The sequence below is a fragment of the Rhizobacter sp. genome (assembly GCF_035702065.1).
Lineage (GTDB): Bacteria > Pseudomonadota > Gammaproteobacteria > Burkholderiales > Burkholderiaceae_C > Rhizobacter.
In genome coordinates this window covers 1-17,122 of the sequence record NZ_DASSRA010000257.1, presented here as the reverse complement: position 1 = coordinate 17,122, position 17,122 = coordinate 1, and the positions used below count along the sequence as shown (strand labels likewise).

Genomic DNA, 17,122 nt, shown 5'->3' with positions numbered 1-17,122 from the left:
GGCGGCGGGCCGGCAACACCGCGTCGTCTCCGAGCCAGCACGAGAGCAGCCGGCCGCTCGCCTGCTGCGCCACAGGGAGGCAGGCGCGGGCAATGTCGTCGCTGCGCACGATCGCCGTGGGCGCATGGATGAAGAGGATGGCGCCGGAGTCGGGTGTCGACAGCAGGGCGTTCAAGGTGTCGATGTAGCGCTGCGCGGGGGCGTCTCCGATGATGTCGACCGGGTTGCGGCGCGACCAGGTGGCGGGCAGCACCTCGTCCAGCGTTGCCAGCACCGCCGGGTCGAGGTCGGCCAGCGGCACGCCGGCGGACTCCGCCGCGTCGGCGGCCATCACACCGGCACCGCCGCCGTTGGTCATGATGGTGAGCGCCGTGTCGCGGTTGCGGCCGAAGCGGGTGAGGGTTTCGGCCGCGATGAAGAGGTCTTCCAGGCTGTCCACGCGCAGCATGCCGGCGCGGCGGATGGCGGCGTCGTAGACCAGGTCGGAGCCGGCCAGCGCGCCGGTGTGCGAGGCCGCGGCGGCCGCGCCCTTGGCGCCGCGCCCGGCCTTGACCACCACCACCGGCTTGTTGCGGGCGGCAGCGCGCGCGGCCGACATGAACTTGCGCGTGGACTCCACCGATTCGACGTACAGCAGGATCGAGCGCGTGTGCGGGTCGCTCGCCAGGTGGTCGAGCAGGTCGCCGAAGTCGACGTCGGCATGGTCGCCGAGCGACACCATGTGCGAGAAGCCGATGCCGCGCGGGCGCGCCCAGTCGAGGACGGCCGTCACCAGGGCGCCGGACTGCGAGATGAAGGCGAGGTCGCCTGCGCGCGCGTCCACGTGCGCAAAGCTTGCATTGAGGCCGATGCGCGGTGACAGCAGGCCCAGGCAGTTGGGGCCCAGCACCCGCAGCAGGTGGGGGCGGGCGCGGGCCAGCATGGCGGCGCGCGTGTCGCGGTCCAGGCCGGCCGTCATCACGATGGCGGCGCGCGTGCCCAGGCGGCCCAGCGCGTCGATCAGGCCGGGCACCGTGGGCGCGGGGGTGCAGATGACGGCCAGGTCGGGCGCGGCGGGCAGGGCTTCGACCGAGGCGAAGACCGGCACATCGCCGAGCGTGTCGTGCTTCGGGTTGACCGGCCAGACCGGGCCGGCGAAGGCGCCGCTGCGCAGGTTCCGCCACACCGTCGCGCCGACGCTGGCAGCGCGGTCCGATGCGCCGATGACCGCAATCGACCGCGGCTCCAGCAGCCGGTCGAGGTGGCGGATGCTCATCAGCGCGACATCAACGCGACATCAGCACCGGCACCGTCATGGTGGCCAGGATGCCGCGCGTGGCACCGCCCATCAGGCGCTCCGTCCAGCGGGTGTGGCCGTAGCCGCCCATCACCAGCAGGTCGGTGTCGAGGTCGGCCGTGCGCGACAGGATGGCGTCGGCGATCGGTGCGGAAGGCTCTTCGCTGCGCACCTCGGCCGTGACGCCGTGGCGGGCGAGCCAGGCGCGCACGCTGTCGAGTTCGGTGGTCGGCGTGGCGTTGGCCATCAGGCCCTTCTCCTGCCAGGCAATGACGTCCGTGCGGCGTGCCTTGCGCAGGAAGGGCAGCGCATCGGCGATGGCCCGGTCGGACTCGCGGCTGCCGTCCCAGGCCACGAGCACGTTCTGGTACGGCGCGTTGAAGGTGCCGGCATACGGGAGCAGCAGCGTGGGCCGGGCGCTGAACAGCACCAGGCGTTCGACGACCTCGAGCTGCGCCGCGTAGTTGGGTGATTCCGGGTTGGGCTGGCTCAGGACGATGAGGTCGTGTCCGTGCGACTGGCCCAGCAAGCCGTCCGCCGCCGCGGTTTCGACGACAACGGATCGGCAGCTGCTGAACTTGGCCGCCACGCAGGCGTCGTCGAACGCCTTCGCGCTGGCCTGTGCCTGCTCGGCCAGCGCCAGGCGGGCGACCCTCGAGAACTCCGCCGATGCCGCCTGCGCCGCGACCGCCAGGGTGCCTGGCAGCTCCACCAGCCCGGTCGGGGCCAGCCCGGTGAGATGCGCCTCGAAGCTCCTGGCCAGCTCGATGGCGGCCTGGACGCGCTTGGCGCGCAAGGGGTCGTCGTCCAGCAGGACGAGCATGCTGCGATAGGTCATGGCGGTCTCCTCGCGGAACGGCGTTGTGGGGTGCGCACAGGTTCACACAAGGGCGGGTGCGCAATCTTGCGCTGAATCAAACTTCCCAGCCTCTCAGAGCGGAGCCGCTTCCGTCAGCAGGCCGACCTTGATGAAGTAGCCCATCAGCTTGTCGGTGACCTGCCGCCGATGCTGCGCGGTGGCCGGGTGCGCCAGCGCCATCTGCCGCACGTCGTACGCATCGGCGATGCCGGCGTCGCGGTAGACGGCCGGGTTGTAGTAGTCGGCCCAGGAGGCCTTCAGGTAGTCGGCCAGCCAGCGCCTGAAGCCGGCGAGGGACTGCGCCGACCAGTGCGGCGCATAGCGCTCGAACAGTTCGGCCAGGTAGAGCCGGCCGAAGGCGAGGTGGCGGGCTTCGTCGACGTGGTGGAAGCGATTGATCTCGCGCACCAGCGGATCGACACGCTCGTCGCGGCCGATGAGCACGTTGTAGTAGTCGCCCAGCTCCTCCACCACCATCGCCATGCAGAAGAAGACCACTTCCTCTTCGCCCTTGGCGTACTCGCGCGGCAGGGCCAGCTTCTTCTCGGGGTACACCTTGCCCGCGTAGCGGTGGCAGAACTCGCCGAACATCACCATGTGCTTGTTCTCCTCGTCGAGGAAGTGATGCAGGTACTCGGTGATCTCGCGGTTGTTGCTGGTGCTGTACAGGCGGTGCGCCAGCCCCTGCACCAGCAGCCGCTCGCCCTGCAGCACCAGGCTGAAGAGGTTGGCGAGCTCGTACAGGCTCAGGCGCTGCCGGGTCGGCTCGTCGAGCGCTTCGTAGGCTGGCGTGCCGTAGAGCGAGATCAGTTCGGGCGGCATGCACCACGCGCCCTCCTGCAGTTCGGCCGGCCAGTCGAAGCTGTTGTAGACGTCATAGAACTTCTTGCACGAAGCCTTGGACAGGCGCACGGCAATCTGCGAAGCGGTTTCCATGGAGCGAAGCGGGTAGTGGCAGTTCGTTCGATGGTGGTTCGCCCGGCGCACAGCCGCCGTGAGTTTGATCAAACCCCGGTCACGCACCCCCTGGACCGGTGGGGCCCGCGAACGGCCTTGACATCGGTCAAGGCCACGCCCCGCGGCGAGCCCTTCAATGCGGGCGATACGCCACGACAGCTATCCACCATGACCACGACCGCCCACGCCCCCCGGCCGCTCGCCTTCGGCCTCTACTACTTCGGCAACGACGATGCGAACACGAGCCACGCGGACCAGCGCCGCCTGATCCTGGACAGCGCGCGTTTCGCCGACGAGCACGGCTTCTCGGCCGTGTGGTCGCCCGAGCGGCACTTCCATGCGTTCGGCGGGCTGTCGCCCAACCCCTCGGTGATGGCTGCGGCGCTCGCCACGGTGACGAAGCGGGTGCGCATCCGCTCCGGCAGCGTGGTGGTGCCCTTGCACCACCCGGCGCGCGTGGTCGAGGAGTGGTCGATGGTCGACTTTCTCTCGGGTGGCCGGGTCGACCTGGCGCTCGCATCGGGCTGGTTCCCCAACGACTTCGTGCTTGCCGCACCGGGCAACTACGAGCGGCGCAACGAGTTGGTGTTCGAGCGCGTGCAGGAGTTGCGCAGGCTGTGGCAGGGCGAGCCCTTCGAGGCCGTCAACCCGCTTGGCGACCGCGTGCAGCTGCACACCATGCCGCGGCCCGTTCAGTCGGAGTTGCCCATCTGGATCACGGCGGCCAGCAACCCGCAGACCTTCCAGCGCGCCGGAGCACAGGGGCTCAACATCCTCACGCACCTGCTCGGCCAGTCGGTCGAGGCGCTCGGCACCAAGATCGCGGCCTACCGCCAGGCCCGGCGCGAAGCCGGCCATGCGGGCGAAGGCACCGTCACGCTGATGCTGCACACCTTCGTCGGCGAAGACGATGCGCAGGTGCGGCAGAAGGTGAAGGCGCCGATGATGCGCTACCTGGCCAGCTCGCTGAACCTCGTCGGCAACTACACCGCGGCCGTGCCTTTCTTCCAGAAGCAGTGCCCGCTGTCGGAGCAGCCGCCTTCGCAGCAAGACCTCGATCTCGCCCTGGAGTACTCGTTCGAGCGCTACTACGCCACCAGCTCGCTGCTGGGCACCATGGACGCCTGCCTGGAGATGACCGAGCGGCTGCGCGCCATCGAGGTGGACGAGGTCGCCTGCCTGATCGACTTCGGCGTGGGAACCGACGACGTGCTCGCCGCGCTGCCCGCGCTCGATGAGCTGCGCCAGCTCGCGCAGCTGTCCGACCTCGAAGAAGAGGCCCTGGCCTGAGGTTCAGCTGGCGCGGGCCCCGTCCTCGCTGTGGAAAGCGAACCGCCCCTTGCCGGTTCGCTTGGCGGCGTACATGGCCGCATCGGCCTTGGACAGCAGGCTGTCCACGTCGCCGCCGTCCTGCGGAAACACCGCCACGCCCAGGCTCGCACCGATGCGGGCCTCGACGCCGCCGCCCACGGAGAAGGGCGTGCTGAGCACTTCGACCACACGTTCGAGCGCGGGCACGATCTCTGCCGGGTCGTGCAGCTGGGTGAGCACGACGACGAACTCGTCGCCTCCCAGCCGCGCCACCATGTCGTGCGACCGCGTGCAGGAGGCGATGCGCTGGGCGGCCATGCGAAGCAGGGTGTCGCCCGCCTCGTGGCCGTGCTGGTCGTTGACGTTCTTGAACCCGTCCAGGTCCACGAAGCACAGCGCGACCTGGCTGCCATCGCGACGCGCCTGGTCGAGCAGCGCTCCCAGGTCGGCTTCCAGCCCGGAGCGGTTCGCGAGCCCCGTCAAGGAATCGTGCAGCGCCATATGCCGGGCCTTGAACTCGGTCTCTTTCAAGGCGGTGATGTCGACCATCATCCAGAGCGATTCGCCATTGGGCAGGCGCACGCCGCTCAGGTCGATCCAGATCAGGCTGCCGTCCTTGCGGCGCATGCGCAGCTGGGTGCGGAACTTCTCGCCCTTGTCCAGCAGCGCGTAGGCCAGGCCGATGCGCTGGAACGACTCGTCGTCGGCATGCAGCAGGCGTGCAGGCGTGCCCGACAGCTCCCCGAGTTCGTAGCCGAACATCCTGTCGAGCGCGCGGTTGTGCCAGACCTCGACGCGGTTGTGTAGCCTCGCCATGCCCACGAGTTCGTTGTCGAGCACCACCTGCTGTTCGGCCGCGAGCGTCTCGATGGAGCGGTGCATCTTGAGCAGCGCCGACTGCGCCCGGCTCACCAGCAGCGAGAGCGCGATCACCATGGCCGCCAGGAGGCCTGCGACCCCGGCAATGGTGGCGACTTCGCGCTTCCAGGGGCTGTAGAAGTCCTCGGTGCTCAGGCCCACAATGACCATCAGCGGATAGCCCTCCACCCGGTGGTAGGCGTTGGCTCGTTCGAGGCCGTCGATCGCGGTATGCGAAACATAGAAGCCCTTGGCCGGGTCGGCCGCCAGGGCCGCTTTCAGCTCGGGCGAGACGTGGCGGGTGCCGATCGAAGCGTCCGAGCCGGCCTGGCCCGGCACGTACCGCGCCACCAGGCTCAGCGACCCGGTGCGCAGCGACACCGCCCCGCTGCCACCCAGGCGCACGTTCTCGAAGGAATGCAGGAAGTAGTCGTTCGAGAGCACGGCATAGACGATGCCCTGGAAGCGGCCGTCGTCGTCGGTTCTTGCGCGTGCGAGCACGAGGCCCCACTTGCGGATGATCCGGTCCTGCAAGGGCTCGGAGAAGACGAGCTTGCCGGGCGCGCTTCGGGCCTCTTCGAAATACGGCCGATCGTTCACCATCACGACGCCCGGGCCGTCGCCGTTGAGCACTTGCCCCTGCGCATCGGTCACGCGCAGCGCGTCGATCTCCGGCACGAGCAAGCGGTTGTTTTCCGCGACCACGGCAACCCGTGGTGCACCGACAGCCACCGGCTGCGCTGAGTCCACCTGCATGCGCGTGGACGCCAGCACGTTGTCGATCTGCTTGATGTCCGACGCGATGCCCGCGCTCAGGGTCAATGCGAGGTTCTCGGTCGCCTGGCGTGCCTGCTCGAGGTGGGCCTGGTGGCTGAGCCGCAGCATGTGCACGGCCGTCGCTGCGATGAGGCCCAGGATGAGCACATTGCTGATGGCGACCACACGGCCGAGCGGGAACGTCGTGACGGTTTGCTGTGTGCCCATGTTCCTTTGCGGGGGCACGCGCGGAGCCCAACAGACACTCTATGGGGAGTGGTCGAGAATGCGCCGGTTTCGTTCGAGACTAAATGCCCGAATGCAAGCGAAAACCGGTCATGCCTTGATCTGGATCAAGCGGAGCTGCCAGGAACTCAAGCCTGCGCGCCGCAGGCCGATATAGCGTCATCGCTCGAAGGCTCGCGCCGAGTCCTCCGGAACACCCATGACCGATACCCGTGCCGAACCCACCGACGAGGTCAACCCGCACTACCTGAACCATGTGGTGTCGACGGCGCAGGCCCACGACGTGGCGGTGTCGGAAGACATCCTCACCGGCAACGGGATCAAGCTGCTGGCCAAGGGCGCGCGCATCGACGCCGGCACGCGCGAGCGGCTGCTGCGCCACAAGCTGGCCAAGCCGCTGGAAGACTGCCTGGAGATCGTCGACGGACTGATCCCCGCCCGCTTCGGCCCCGTCGCCGCCCAGTTGCTGGAGCGGCACCCCTTGTTGCAGGCGCTGTGCGCACCCGAGCGATCGCGCTCGATCCCCGAGTCGCTGGCCAAGCTCAGCCTTTCGACGCCCATGCAGTCGCTGCTGACCGTCTACGCCCAGCAGCAGGAGGCGCGCGTGGAGCACGCGGTGGGTGTGGCTGCGTTGGCGATGGCATTGGCCCGCAAGCTCATGCCCGGCGAGATCGAACGCCACCGCACGCTCGCCACGGCCGGCCTGGTGCACGACATCGGCGAGCTCTACATCGAGCCGGAACTCGTGCAAAAGAGCACGCGCCTGGACGCCCTGCAGTGGCGGCACATCGCCGCGCACCCGCTGATCGCCTACCGCGTGCTGCGCGACATGGTGGGCGCCGGCGGCGCAGTGGCCAACGCGGTGCTGATGCACCATGAGCGCCTCGACGGCTTCGGCTACCCCAGCGGCCTGGGGGGCGACGAGTTCACGCTCGACGGGCAGATCCTCGCCGCGGCCGAATGGCTGATGGGCATGGTGGAGTCCGGCGTGACGCCGCTGCTTCGCGCCAGCATGGCGGCGCGCCTCGTGCCGGGCGAGTTCTGTCCGGCGCTGCTCGATGCCGTCTCGTCGGCGGCCCGGTCGGTGCCCGACATGCCGATCGAGCTGGCGACCGCGCCCCCGCTTGAAGAGGTGGTGCCACGCATCTTGCGCATCGCGGCCACGCTCGGTCGTTTTCTCGAAGCGCAAGCCTGGATCGAGGAGCAGATCGCAGCGGCTGCGCCGCCGGCCCGCTTGGTGCTGGAGTCGGGACTGCGCCGCATCCAGCGCATCCGCGCTTCGTTTTCAAGCACCGGCTTCGACGCCGAGTCACCGGAGCGCATCGTGGCCGAACTGGCTGCGCTGCGCGACGCGCGCATCTATTCGGAGATCGTGACGCTGGTCGACGAGATGGAGTGGCGCATGCGGGAACTCGAACGCGAGCAGCAGCTGCGCGCCGCTCAGCTCAGCCTGGACGGTCAACGGCTCGTGTACTCGATCGTGGGCCGCCTGAAGGGCGGGCAAGGCGTGCCTGAGGGCCTCACTGCGTAGCTTGACGCGGCTCAAGCATGGGGGGCCGGACGCCCCTAGACTCGCCGCCATGAGCAGCAGCACCCCCATGACCGGCGCGCTTCCCACGACGCGCGAACTCGGCCGCCTGCAGGAGATCGTGGCTGTGCTGGTGCGCCATGGCCTGGGCGATGCCGTGCGCCGCATGGGCTGGGCCGACGTGCTGGAGAAGGCCGGCCGGCTGGTCCACTGGACCAGCGCCGCCGAGCTGGCCCGCCTTTCACCGCCGCTGCAGGTGCGCCGCGCGCTGGAGGAGCTGGGGCCGACCTTCGTCAAGCTCGGCCAGATCCTCGCCGGCCGCGCCGATCTGTTCGCCCCGGAGTGGATCGCCGAGTTCGGCAAGCTGCACAGCCGCGTGCCGGCGGTGCCCTTCGCCGACCTGCGTGCGCAGCTGGTCGAAGACCTGGGCGGCGAGCCGGCACAAGTCTTCGCCTGGTTCGATGAGACACCCCTGGCCGCGGCCTCCATCGCCCAGGTGCACCGGGCCCGTCTGCACGACGGCACGGAGGTGGTGGTGAAGGTGCGCCGGCCCGGCATCCGCCCGGTGGTGGAAGCCGACCTGCGCCTGCTGGAGCGCCTGGCCACCATCGCGGCCAACCGCTGGCCGGAGCTGCGGCCCTACCGCCCCCTGGCCCTGGTGCAGGAGTTCGGCCGCTCGCTGCGCCGCGAGCTCGACCTGGCCAACGAATGCCGGCAGGCCGAGCGCATTGCGGCCAACTTCAGCGAGCAGCCCGAGATCGTGATCCCCAAGGTGTACTGGGACTGGACGCACGAGCGGGTGAACGTGCAGGGCTTCGTCGACGGCATTCCCGGCGACGCGCTGGAGAAGGCCGCGCACGAAGGCATCGACCGCAAGCTGCTCGCCAGGCGGGGCGCTCAGGCCGTGATGAAGATGGTGGTGGAAGACGGCCTCTTCCACGCCGACCCACACCCCGGCAACGTGTTCTACCTGCCGGGCAACCGCATTGCCTTCATCGACTTCGGCATGGTGGGGCGGCTCTCGGCCCAGCGCCGCGACGAACTGCTCACGCTGATGCTCGGCCTGGTGCAGCGCGACGCCACCAAGGTGGCCGACGTGCTGCTGGAGTGGGCCGACGGCACGGCCGAGGCCGAGGCGCTGCTGAACAGCGACATCGAAGCCTTTGTCGACGCCTACCACGGCGTGCCGCTGGCGCGCCTGAGCCTGGCCAACATGCTGACCGACGTGACCGAGATCCTGCGCCGGCATCAGCTGAGCCTGCCCTCGGACCTGGCGCTGCTGATCAAGGCCTTCGTGTCGGTGGAAGGCATGGGGCGAGGGCTCGACCCCGACTTCCACATGGCCGCCGAGGCCTTGCCCTTGCTCAAGCGCGCGATGCGGGCGCGCTACCAGCCGAAGGCCATTGCGCGGCGCAGCTGGCAGTCGCTGAGCCGCATGGCCGGCCTGCTGGCCGCCGTGCCCGACGACCTGGCGCGCCTGCTGCGCAACGTGCGCCACGGCGGCGTGCAGGTTCACATCGAGGTGCGCCACCTCGACCGCGTCGGCGACCAGCTCGACCGCGCCGCCAGCCGCCTGACAGTGGGGCTGGTGGTGGCGGCCCTGATCGTCGGCTCGTCCATCGTGATGACGGTGCGCGGCGGGCCTGTCCTGTTCGGCCTGCCCGCCTTCGGACTGCTGGGGTTCATCGGTGCCTGCGCGGGCGCGCTCTGGCTGGTGCGCTCGATCTTGCGCAGCGGGCGGCACGACTAGGGAACCAGCACTGCCGCGCCGTTCAAGCTGCCGCTGCGCAGCGCCTCCAGCGCTTCGTTCGCGCGTGACAGGGGATACGGGGTCGCGTGCGCCTTCAGCGGGTGCTTCTGCACGAAGGCAAAGAAGTCGACCGCATCAGCACGGGTCAGGTTGGCGACCGAACGGATCTCGCGCTCGCCCCAGAGCAGCGCGTAGGGGAACGCCGGGATGTCGCTCATGTGGATGCCGGCGCAGACCACCCGGCCACCGCGCTTCACGCGCGAGAGGGCGAGCGGCACCAGCGCGCCGTCGGGCGCAAACAGGATCGCTGCGTCCAGCGGTTCGGGGGGCGGCACGTCGGTGCCGCCCGCCCAGTCGGCACCGAGGCTCAGGGCGAAGGCCTGTCGCTGCGTGTCCCCGGGCCGCGTCATGGCGAAGACGCGTCGCCCCTGGGCCTTGGCCACCTGCGCGATCAGGTGGGCGGACGCGCCGAAGCCGTAGAGGCCGACCACGCGCGCCTCGTCTCCGCAGGCCTGCAAGGCCCGCCAGCCGATGAGCCCGGCGCACAGGAAGGGCGCTGTCTCGACCGGGTCGAGCGTGGGCGGCAGCGCAATGCAGAAGTCGGCATGGGCCACCACGTGCGAGGCATAGCCGCCGTCCCGGCCCAGGCCGGTGAAGACGGCCTGCGCGCACAGGTTCTCGCGCCCGCGGCGGCACGCGTCGCATTCACCGCAGGCCCAGCCGAGCCAGGGAATGCCGACCCGGTCGCCCACCCGCCAAGCTGCCACGCCCTCGCCGAGCTCATCGACGGTGCCGACCACTTCGTGGCCCGGCACGACACAGCCGCAAGGCGGAGTCAACTCGCCGTCGGCGATGTGCAAGTCGGTGCGGCAGACGCCGCAGGCCAGCACCTTGACGAGCAGCTCGCCACGGCCTGGCTTGGGCACAGGACGCTCATCGAGCTCAAGCGGGCGATGCTTGCCACGCAAGACCATGGCGCGCATCGACGGGCCCGCAGGCCCGGTCATTGGATGGCGATGGTCCGGCTGCCGGAGCCTTCGCGCTTGGGCAACGTCAAGGTGAGCACGCCGGCGTCCAGCTTCGCGACGACGTCTTTGGCGTCGACTTCATGCTCCAGCGTGAAGCCGCGAGACACCATGCCGGTGTACGTTTCGGTCAACAGCACCCGCGCGCCTTGCTTCTCTTCCTTCTCGCGCTTGATCTCGGCGCTGATGGAGACAAAGTTGTGGTTGACGGACACGCGGATGTCTTCCTTGCGGGCACCGGGGATCTGCGCGCGCACCTCGTACTGCTTGTCGGTTTCTGTCACGTCGATGAGGATGTCTTTCGGCATGTCCTCGGCCAGGCGAAGGCTGCGCGGAAAGCCGCGAAAGAGATCCGGGAAGAAGTCGTTCAGTCGCTCGAAGCGGGTCAATGCGTTCATCTTTCTCTCCTGTGTGAATGTGGCGCCGCGAGACGATCGCGCCCCGCGACGATCTGATCTTTCGACAATGCGCGCGGCATGTGATTGCGTTTCGTCAAAGCGGCGCATCCTCAGGCCGGGGCGTCGGGGTTGCGCACCAGCAGCACCGGCACCGGCGATTCGCGCACCACCAGTTCGGCGTCGCTGCCCATGGCCAGCCGGTTGAGGCCGCGCCGGCCGTGCGTTCCCATGACGATCAGCTCGCAGCCCTGCTTGACCGCTTCGCTCACGATCGAGTCCGCGGCTCGCTCCGTGGTCACCTCGCGCAAGGCGGTTTCGCAGGGCACACCGGCTTCACCCGCGATTCTTCGGCCGTCGGCGAGCACGTCTTCACCGAGTTGGACCATGCGGCGTCGCGTCTGTTCGAACGCATCGGCGGAAGCCCATTCGACCGTCATCGGAAAGTCGTCCACCACGGTCATCAGCACCAGCTGGCACTTCAGCTGCCTGGCCAACCCGATCGCCTCACTCAGGCCGCGCTTGGAGGTGAGGCTTCCGTCGATGGGAACCAGGATCTTGGCGTACATGGGGCGTCCTTGCGGCCAAGCGACAGGGGCCTACGCCTGGCCAGGGCGGTGGGCGCACCGATTCTCGGCACCGCCCTGGCGGGTGGGTTGATCTATGTCACGCCCCCGATCCCTGCCGCAGGCATGCTTGCCGGCATCAGCCCTGTCACGAGTCAAAGGAGATCGTCCATGAACCGCAACGAACACAACCTGGACCGCGCCTTGCGCGCCATCGTCGGCGTGGGCCTGATCGGTGCCACGCTCGCCGGCGCCATCGGCCCATGGGGATGGGTCGGCCTGATCCCGCTGGCCACGGCCGCCATCGGCTGGTGCCCGCTGTACAGCCTGCTCGGCGTGAACACCTGCGGCATCAAGAAGTAGGCTCGCTGCGACGCGCCGGCCATGGACCCGTGGCTGTGGAGCACCGTGGCGGGCGAGGTCATGGCCGCGTCGCTGGCGGCCCCGCAAACGCTCGCGGCCTTGCAGACGAGCCGGCTGCGGGCCTTGCTGCGCCATGCCAAGGCGAGGTCGCCGCTGTTCCAGCGCCTGCTGGCGGGAACCGACCCCGCTCGCACCTCGTTGCGTTCGCTGCCGATCACCCGCAAGCGCGAGCTGATGGCGCACTTCGACGACTGGGTCACCGACCCGCTGCTGCACCTCGACGCCGTGCAGCGTTTCATGGCCGACGGCCGGCGCATCGGTGAACCCGGGCCGCGCGGCTACACCGTCTGGCAGAGCTCGGGCAGCTCGGGCGAGCCAGGCGTCTTCGTGCAGGACGACAGCGCCCTCGCGGTCTACGACGCGCTCGAGGCGCAGCGCCGCCCGTGGTCGGCACGGCGGCTGGCGGACCCGTGGTGCGCCGGCGAACGCATCGTGTTCGTCGGTGCGACGGACGGGCACTTTGCCGGCATCGCGTCGATCCGGCGGCTGCGGCGCCTGAACCCGGTGCTCGCGGGCCGCCTGCACGAGCTGTCGTTCCTGCGGCCCACCGCCGAGTTGGTGTCGCAACTGAACGCGCTCCAGCCGAGCATCGTCTCCACCTACCCGAGTTCGGCGGTGCTGCTGGCCGAGGAACAGCGGGCAGGCCGCCTGCGCATCCGCCCGGGCGAGGTGTGGACCGGGGGCGAGTCGCTGTCGGCGGCGATGCGCCGCCACCTCGAGCAGGCATTCGGTTGCGCCGTCGTCAACAGCTATGGCGCCTCGGAGTTCCTGGCGCTGGCCTCGCAGTGCCGCTGCGGCCACCTGCACCTCAACAGCGACTGGGCCATCCTCGAATCGGTTGACGAGACCGGCCAGCCGGTGCCCGACGGCCAGCTCGGCGCCACCTCGCTGCTCACCAACCTGGCGAACCGCGTGCAGCCGCTGATCCGCTACGACCTTGGCGACCGTGTGGCCGTCCAGGCCGGGCGCTGCAGATGCGGCTCGCACCTGCCCGTGATCGAGGTGCAGGGTCGCCACGACGACACCTTGCACCTGTCATCGCAGGGGCGGGAGGTGAGCGTGCTGCCGCTGGCGGTGTGCACGGTGCTGGAAGACGAGGCCGGGCTGGTCGACTTCCAGGTCGTCCAGCGTGGGCCGGCCGAGATCGTGATCCTGGCGGGCGGCGAGGGTGGGGCGCCGCGGGAGCTGTCGAGCCGTGCCGTCCGATCGCTCACCCACTACCTTGCAAGCCTGGGGGCTGGCGAGGTGCGGGTGAGCTGCCACGCCGGGCCGCCCGCCCGGCGCGGGGCGGGCGGGAAGGTGCAACGGGTGGTCGGGCTCCACACAACACCCTCGGGCTTGGGGCGACGTTGACCCTGATCAAGCCGGCGACGTGCATCCGGTTCGACAGTAGATGCGTTGGCACCGCCAGCGGCATCCACCAGGAGGCACCGGAATGGGCAAGGACAGCATCGTCGAACGGGCAAGCTGGCTGCTGGAAGGCAGCGACGAGTCGGCTTACGTCACCGACCCGGTGGGGACCATCGAATACGTCAACCCGGCCTTCGAGGCCTTGACCGGCTACGGCGAAGACGAAGCACTCGGGCGAACACCGGCCATCGTGAAGTCCGGCATCCAGCCGGAGGGGTTCTACCGCGATCTGTGGAGCACCCTCCACGCAGGGCACGCGTTCCATGGCGTGCTGGTCAATCGGCGGCGCGACGGCAGCCTCTTTCACGAGGAGAAGACGATCCGCCCGCTGTTCGACGAGACCGGCCGGATCGCGCACTACCTCTCCTGTGGGCGCGATGTGAGTGAGCGGCTGGATCTGCTGGAGCAGATCCAGCAACCGGCCCCATCCGACGTGTCCGACGCGCCCCTCGCCACGCCACCGACGGCTGTTGACGCCCAGCATATGTTCCAGGGCAAGCTGCCCCTTCACAGCCGCCGCGTGCATGCAGGCGACACCCTGTATCGCGCCGGTGAGCGGTTCCGGGATCTGTACATCGTGCGCTTCGGGCTTTGCAAGCTCATGAGCGTGACCGCGGAAGGGCACGAGGAGCTGATCACCATGCTCTTCAAGGGCGACTGGCTGGGCTTCGACGGGCTCGCCGACGGGCGCCACGGCTGCAGCGCCGTGGCAGCCGATACAGGCGAGGTGTGGAGCGTGCGCTATGACGCCTTGATGCAGGCCGGCGTGCTTCACCCGGAGCTGCTGCGCGCGATGCATGCCGCGATGGCACGCCAGCACGCGCGCGAGCGCGAAGCAGTCATGGCGATGCACAGCCTGCCCGCCGATGGCCGCGTGGCGGCCTTCCTCTGCCGCTGGGCCGACGACCTCGACCACTGCGGCATGCGCAACGACCACATCACGCTGCCCGCCAGCCGCGCCGAGATCGGCGGCCATGTCGGCCTGCGGCTCGAATCGGTGAGCCGCGCGATGGTGGCGCTGGAGCGCGAGCGGCTGATCCGCTTCTCGTGCGGCAACCGGCGCAACATCGAGATCCCCGACCTGCCCGCGCTGCGCCACTACGTTCGCGAAGCGTCGGCCGGCCAGCGCTGAGATCAATGCGCCGTGGCGTCCTGGGCCTGGTGCATCAACTCGTCGCGCAGCTGGCGGTGCAACACCTTGCCGAGTGGCGTGCGCGGCAACTCGTCGCGGAACACGATGATCGAAGGCTGCTTGTAGCGGGTGAGGTGCGTGCGGCAGTGCTCGCGCACGGTCTCTTCCGTCAGCGTCGGGTCGCGGCGCACCACGGCCAGCGCCACCGCCTCGCCGGCCGCCTCGTCGGGCACGCCGACCACGCCGCAGTCGGCCACGCCGGGACAGGTGCGCACCACCTCCTCGATCTCGGCGGGGTAGGCCTTGAAGCCCGAGACCACCACCAGATCCTTGGCCCGGTCGACGAAGCGCACATAGCCGTTCTCGTCCATCACGCCGATGTCGCCGGTGCGCAACCAGCCGCCTTCGAGGAACACCTTGGCGGTCTCTTCGGGTGCGTTCCAGTAGCCACGCATGACCTGCGGCCCGCGCACGCAGATCTCGCCGATCTGGCCGAGCGGCAGCGGCCGGCCGTCCTCGTCGAGGATGGCCACCTCGGTCGACGGGATGGGCAGGCCGAGCATGCCGGTGAAGTGCGGGGCGTCTGCCGGGTTGGCGCAGACGATGGGCGAGGTCTCGCTGAGCCCGTAGCCTTCGACGATCGGCACGCCCATCGCCTCCTGCCAGCGCGCGGCGACCTGCCGCTGCACCGCCATCCCGCCGGCCACGCTGAGCTTCAAGGCGCCGGCGTTGGCCTGGCGGACGGCGTCGAAGCGGGGCGCTTCGAGCAGGGCGTTGAAGAGCGTGTTGACGCCGGTGATCACCGTGAAGCGCGTCTTGTGCAGCACCTCGATGAAGCGCGGCATGTCGCGCGGGTCGCTGACCAGCACGTTGGTGCCGCCGAGCTTCAGGAACATCATGAGGTTCGCCGTCAGCGCGAACACGTGGTACAGCGGCAAGGCGGTGATCACCGTCTCTTCACCGGGTTTGAGCGCGCCGGCCAGCCACGCGGTCGTCTGCTCCACATTGGCCATCAGGTTGCCGTGCGTCAGCGCAGCGCCCTTGGGCCGGCCGGTGGTGCCTCCGGTGTACTGGATGAAGGCAAGGTCGCTTGGCGTGAGCGCGACCGGTTCGACGCCGGCGCGCTGGCCGATTGCCAGCGCCTCGCGCAAGTGCAGCGCCTGTGGAATGGACCACTCCGGCACCATGCCCTTCACGGTGCGCACCACGAAGTTGACCAGCCAGCGGCGCGAGGGCGGGAAGAGGTCGCCGATCTGCGTGACCACCACGTGCTTGAGTGAGGGCACCATCGGCAAGGCCTGCTGCAACGTGTGCGCGAAGTTCTCCAGCACGACGATGACGCTCGCCTGCGCGTTGCCCAGCTGGAACGCCAGCTCGCTCGGGGTGTACATCGGGTTCACGTTGACCACCGTCATGCCCGCCCGCAAGGCGCCGAACACGGCGATCGGGTACTGCAGCGAGTTGGGCATCATCACGGCCACCCGGGCGCCCTTGGGGAGCTTGAGCCCCTGCAGGTAGCCGGCGAGGTGGCGCGTCAGTTCGGCGGCTTCGGTGAAGCTCAGGCCCGAGCCCATGTTGACGAAGGCCTGGCGGGCGCCGAAGCGCTCGCAGCAATCGTCGAAGAAGGCCGGCAGCGACGGGAAGGGGTGAGGGTTGATCTCAGCCGGCACACCAGGCGGGTAGTGCTTGAGCCAGGGCTTGTCCATTGCGTTGTCTCCTTCAGTTGGCTTGAACCCACCCTAGCGCGCGGCGGCCAGGGCGGTTTGCGCCTGCGCAAAGCGGCGGGCCGGGCCTGGCTTTGCCTTGCGCCGGGTTGAGCGATGTCAAGCCCAGGCCCATCGCGCGGCGCAGACTGCCCCCATGCCCGATGCCCCGCTGGATTCCCAGGCCCACGCTGCCTATGTGAGTGCGCTGCAGCGCCAGCTGGAGCAGGCGACGGGGCAGCCCGTCTCGCGCATCGAGACGCACATCTCCAGCCTTCTGCTGACGCCGCAGACGGTCTACAAGCTCAAGAAGCCGGTGCGCCTGCCCTTCGTCGACTTCAGCACGCCGCAGCGGCGCGAGCACTTCTGCCGCGAGGAGCTGCGCCTGAACCGCCGGCTGGCGCCGCAGCTCTACCTGGACGTGGAGCCCGTGACCGGCACGTTCGAATCACCGCACCTGGGTGGCGATGGCGATGACGACGGCGAACCCATCGACCATGCGGTGCGCATGAGGCGCTTCCCGGAAGATGCGCTGCTGTCGCAACGCCTGGCCGATGGCCGGCTGGAGCCGCAGCACATCGACCGGCTCGCACACCAGCTCGCGCGCTTCCACGCGACCGCGCCGTGTGCGGCGCCGAACTCCGGGTTTGGCACGCCGGCTGCCGTGATCGGCCGGGTGCAGGCGGTGCTGAAGCAGCTTGGCGACCGCAGTGCCGACGTGCGCTCGCTGCAGCAGTGGGTGGCGGTGCAGGGGACAGCGCTGCGGCCGGCCTTCGAGCAGCGGCGCGCCACGCAGGCCATCCGCGAGTGCCACGGCGACCTGCACCTGTCCAACACGGTGCTGCTGGACAACGGCGAGGTGACCGCCTTCGACTGCATCGAGTTCGACCCGGCGCTGCGCTGGATCGACGTGATGGACGACCTGGC

Annotated in this window: 15 protein-coding genes; 7 read left to right on the top strand and 8 right to left on the bottom strand. The window is 69.4% G+C overall.

Going from position 1 to position 17,122, the window contains the following annotated elements; all coding sequences use genetic code 11:
- The 3 genes from VFL64_RS11775 to VFL64_RS11765 form a co-directional block, all read right to left on the bottom strand.
- On the bottom strand, positions 1 to 1,255 hold a 1,255-nt coding region (locus VFL64_RS11775; protein ID WP_489540567.1), incomplete at its 3' end, for an acetate--CoA ligase family protein.
- Positions 1,256 to 1,265: 10 nt separating this feature from the next.
- Positions 1,266 to 2,114, bottom strand: a complete 849-nt coding sequence (locus tag VFL64_RS11770; RefSeq protein WP_489540566.1) for a universal stress protein — start codon at positions 2,112 to 2,114, stop codon at positions 1,266 to 1,268.
- 93 nt (positions 2,115 to 2,207) lie between these two features.
- Positions 2,208 to 3,071 carry a diiron oxygenase gene (locus VFL64_RS11765; RefSeq protein ID WP_489540565.1) on the bottom strand — a complete coding sequence of 288 codons (864 nt, stop codon included), beginning with the start codon at positions 3,069 to 3,071 and terminating at the stop codon, positions 2,208 to 2,210.
- A 189-nt stretch (positions 3,072 to 3,260) separates the two neighbouring features.
- Here VFL64_RS11765 and VFL64_RS11760 point away from each other — a divergent pair, with 189 nt between their 5' ends.
- On the top strand, positions 3,261 to 4,382 hold the full coding sequence (locus tag VFL64_RS11760; RefSeq protein ID WP_489540564.1) for a MupA/Atu3671 family FMN-dependent luciferase-like monooxygenase: 1,122 nt from the start codon (positions 3,261 to 3,263) through the stop codon (positions 4,380 to 4,382).
- Between the two features lie 3 nt (positions 4,383 to 4,385).
- Here the strand turns inward: VFL64_RS11760 and VFL64_RS11755 are convergent, their stop codons facing one another.
- Entirely contained in the window at positions 4,386 to 6,245 is a 1,860-nt protein-coding gene (locus VFL64_RS11755; RefSeq protein WP_489540563.1) for a sensor domain-containing diguanylate cyclase, read from the bottom strand.
- Between the two features lie 217 nt (positions 6,246 to 6,462).
- On the opposite strand from VFL64_RS11755, the gene VFL64_RS11750 reads away from it, so the two are divergent.
- Positions 6,463 to 7,794: an HD-GYP domain-containing protein gene (locus tag VFL64_RS11750; RefSeq protein ID WP_489540562.1), complete on the top strand. Its 1,332-nt coding sequence runs from the start codon at positions 6,463 to 6,465 to the stop codon at positions 7,792 to 7,794.
- A 49-nt stretch (positions 7,795 to 7,843) separates the two neighbouring features.
- Positions 7,844 to 9,541: an ABC1 kinase family protein gene (locus VFL64_RS11745; RefSeq protein WP_489540561.1), complete on the top strand. Its 1,698-nt coding sequence runs from the start codon at positions 7,844 to 7,846 to the stop codon at positions 9,539 to 9,541.
- On the opposite strand, the gene VFL64_RS11740 is transcribed toward VFL64_RS11745, so the two are convergent.
- The 3 genes from VFL64_RS11740 to VFL64_RS11730 all read right to left on the bottom strand — a co-directional run bounded on the left by VFL64_RS11740 (position 9,538) and on the right by VFL64_RS11730 (position 11,530).
- Positions 9,538 to 10,524: a zinc-dependent alcohol dehydrogenase family protein gene (locus tag VFL64_RS11740; protein ID WP_489540568.1), complete on the bottom strand. Its 987-nt coding sequence runs from the start codon at positions 10,522 to 10,524 to the stop codon at positions 9,538 to 9,540. The two genes, VFL64_RS11745 and VFL64_RS11740, sit on opposite strands and share 4 nt — an antisense overlap.
- Positions 10,525 to 10,544: 20 nt before the next feature.
- Positions 10,545 to 10,964 carry an Hsp20/alpha crystallin family protein gene (locus tag VFL64_RS11735; protein WP_489540560.1) on the bottom strand — a complete coding sequence of 140 codons (420 nt, stop codon included), beginning with the start codon at positions 10,962 to 10,964 and terminating at the stop codon, positions 10,545 to 10,547.
- A 110-nt stretch (positions 10,965 to 11,074) separates the two neighbouring features.
- Positions 11,075 to 11,530: a universal stress protein gene (locus VFL64_RS11730; RefSeq protein ID WP_489540559.1), complete on the bottom strand. Its 456-nt coding sequence runs from the start codon at positions 11,528 to 11,530 to the stop codon at positions 11,075 to 11,077.
- 168 nt (positions 11,531 to 11,698) lie between these two features.
- Here VFL64_RS11730 and VFL64_RS11725 point away from each other — a divergent pair, with 168 nt between their 5' ends.
- The 3 genes from VFL64_RS11725 to VFL64_RS11715 all read left to right on the top strand — a co-directional run bounded on the left by VFL64_RS11725 (position 11,699) and on the right by VFL64_RS11715 (position 14,492).
- Positions 11,699 to 11,890 carry a YgaP family membrane protein gene (locus tag VFL64_RS11725; protein WP_489540558.1) on the top strand — a complete coding sequence of 64 codons (192 nt, stop codon included), beginning with the start codon at positions 11,699 to 11,701 and terminating at the stop codon, positions 11,888 to 11,890.
- 21 nt (positions 11,891 to 11,911) lie between these two features.
- Positions 11,912 to 13,303, top strand: a complete 1,392-nt coding sequence (locus tag VFL64_RS11720) for a phenylacetate--CoA ligase family protein (protein ID WP_489540557.1) — start codon at positions 11,912 to 11,914, stop codon at positions 13,301 to 13,303.
- 82 nt (positions 13,304 to 13,385) lie between these two features.
- Positions 13,386 to 14,492, top strand: coding sequence for a PAS domain S-box protein (locus VFL64_RS11715; RefSeq protein ID WP_489540556.1), 1,107 nt, complete (start codon positions 13,386 to 13,388; stop codon positions 14,490 to 14,492).
- A gap of 2 nt (positions 14,493 to 14,494) precedes the next feature.
- On the opposite strand, the gene VFL64_RS11710 is transcribed toward VFL64_RS11715, so the two are convergent.
- A complete protein-coding gene (locus tag VFL64_RS11710; RefSeq protein ID WP_489540555.1) occupies positions 14,495 to 16,198 on the bottom strand; it encodes an AMP-binding protein in 1,704 nt (567 codons plus the stop codon).
- A gap of 154 nt (positions 16,199 to 16,352) precedes the next feature.
- Between VFL64_RS11710 and VFL64_RS11705 the strand changes: the two genes are divergently transcribed.
- Positions 16,353 to 17,122: phosphotransferase (locus tag VFL64_RS11705; protein WP_489540554.1), on the top strand; the 770-nt coding region annotated here is incomplete at its 3' end.

Coding starts and splice junctions, on each gene's coding strand:
- VFL64_RS11770 (WP_489540566.1), bottom strand. CDS start 2,114: ATGACCTATCGCAGCATGCTCGTCCTGCTGGACGACGACCCCTTGCGC.
- VFL64_RS11765 (WP_489540565.1), bottom strand. CDS start 3,071: ATGGAAACCGCTTCGCAGATTGCCGTGCGCCTGTCCAAGGCTTCGTGC.
- VFL64_RS11760 (WP_489540564.1), top strand. CDS start 3,261: ATGACCACGACCGCCCACGCCCCCCGGCCGCTCGCCTTCGGCCTCTAC.
- VFL64_RS11755 (WP_489540563.1), bottom strand. CDS start 6,245: ATGGGCACACAGCAAACCGTCACGACGTTCCCGCTCGGCCGTGTGGTC.
- VFL64_RS11750 (WP_489540562.1), top strand. CDS start 6,463: ATGACCGATACCCGTGCCGAACCCACCGACGAGGTCAACCCGCACTAC.
- VFL64_RS11745 (WP_489540561.1), top strand. CDS start 7,844: ATGAGCAGCAGCACCCCCATGACCGGCGCGCTTCCCACGACGCGCGAA.
- VFL64_RS11740 (WP_489540568.1), bottom strand. CDS start 10,524: ATGCGCGCCATGGTCTTGCGTGGCAAGCATCGCCCGCTTGAGCTCGAT.
- VFL64_RS11735 (WP_489540560.1), bottom strand. CDS start 10,964: ATGAACGCATTGACCCGCTTCGAGCGACTGAACGACTTCTTCCCGGAT.
- VFL64_RS11730 (WP_489540559.1), bottom strand. CDS start 11,530: ATGTACGCCAAGATCCTGGTTCCCATCGACGGAAGCCTCACCTCCAAG.
- VFL64_RS11725 (WP_489540558.1), top strand. CDS start 11,699: ATGAACCGCAACGAACACAACCTGGACCGCGCCTTGCGCGCCATCGTC.
- VFL64_RS11720 (WP_489540557.1), top strand. CDS start 11,912: ATGGACCCGTGGCTGTGGAGCACCGTGGCGGGCGAGGTCATGGCCGCG.
- VFL64_RS11715 (WP_489540556.1), top strand. CDS start 13,386: ATGGGCAAGGACAGCATCGTCGAACGGGCAAGCTGGCTGCTGGAAGGC.
- VFL64_RS11710 (WP_489540555.1), bottom strand. CDS start 16,198: ATGGACAAGCCCTGGCTCAAGCACTACCCGCCTGGTGTGCCGGCTGAG.